Below are 1,046 nucleotides of genomic sequence, written 5' to 3'. Positions count from 1 at the left end.
AGTATGGGCTTCCCGAACCGCCCTTCCTCTTCCCCGTTCTCCAGCTTCAGGACACCGCGGGGGCAGACGGAGGCGCATACACCGCAGCCCACACAAGAGGAGCGAACAACATTCTGCCCCCTCTGCGCATACCACCGCACATCGATTCCCATTTCGCAGTAGGTGGAGCAGTTGCCGCAGGAGATGCACTGCCCGCCGTTGGTGGTAATCCGGAACCGGGACTTGAACCTTTGCACAATACCGATATAAGCCGCCAGCGGGCAGCCGAACCTGCACCAGACCCTGTTGCCCATAATCGGGTAGAAGCCCACCCCTACCACCCCGGCAAAGGCGGCCCCTATCAGAAAGCCATAGGTAGCCCGAAGGGTATAGGTGTCGATGAACAGGAAGGTCCCGCTGCCGGTGAAATAGGTGTACAGCACGCCCGCCGTCATCACCACGGCGAACACCAGCACACTGTGTATCATCCACCGCTCCACCTTCCATGCCTTCAGGGACTTGTCGGAGAGCTGGCGGTAGGGGTCGCCCAGCGTCTCGGCCAGCCCGCCACAGCCGCACACCCAGGAGCAATACCACCTCTTGCCATAGAAATAGCTGAAGACGGGCACCGCCACGATAACAAGCAGGATGCCCCAGATAAGCATGAACAGGCCCACCGACCCGCTGCTGGTAAACTGCTCAATGTTGTAGTCGAAGAAGAAGTTATAGTTGAGGGGCCAGATGTTCTTGAAATCGAAGTAAGGCTGGTTGAGCCGGATAAGGATTTCCGGAATCAGGAAGGCAAACGCAGTCTGGAAGAACATCACCGACAGGGTGCGGATGATGTGGTACCGGCTGTGGCGGTACTTGATGAGCATGCGGACGCCCATGACCAGGATGGCCAGCGTATACAGCAGGCCGTAGAAAAACCACTGGCTGGCCTCGTTGCCGCTGATACGCTTGCTGATGGGGTCTGTGAGCACCATCCACTCCGTTATATACTCCGGGTACCAGTAGAGGAGCACATAAAACAGGATAAGGAGTGCGCCGATGGTATACCCGATCCA

1 protein-coding gene is annotated in these 1,046 nt (G+C 57.8%); it reads right to left on the bottom strand.

Annotation, left to right across the window (positions count from 1 at the left end):
• Nucleotides 1–1,046, bottom strand: a 1,046-nt coding sequence (locus tag E1919_RS27175) for a 4Fe-4S binding protein (RefSeq protein WP_162056534.1), incomplete at both ends; no start/stop codon positions are given.

Source organism: Pontibacter pamirensis (assembly GCF_010015475.1).
GTDB lineage: Bacteria > Bacteroidota > Bacteroidia > Cytophagales > Hymenobacteraceae > Pontibacter > Pontibacter pamirensis.
The sequence above is the reverse complement of the archived record's forward strand: the minus strand, read 5'-3'. Positions and strand labels throughout refer to the sequence as shown.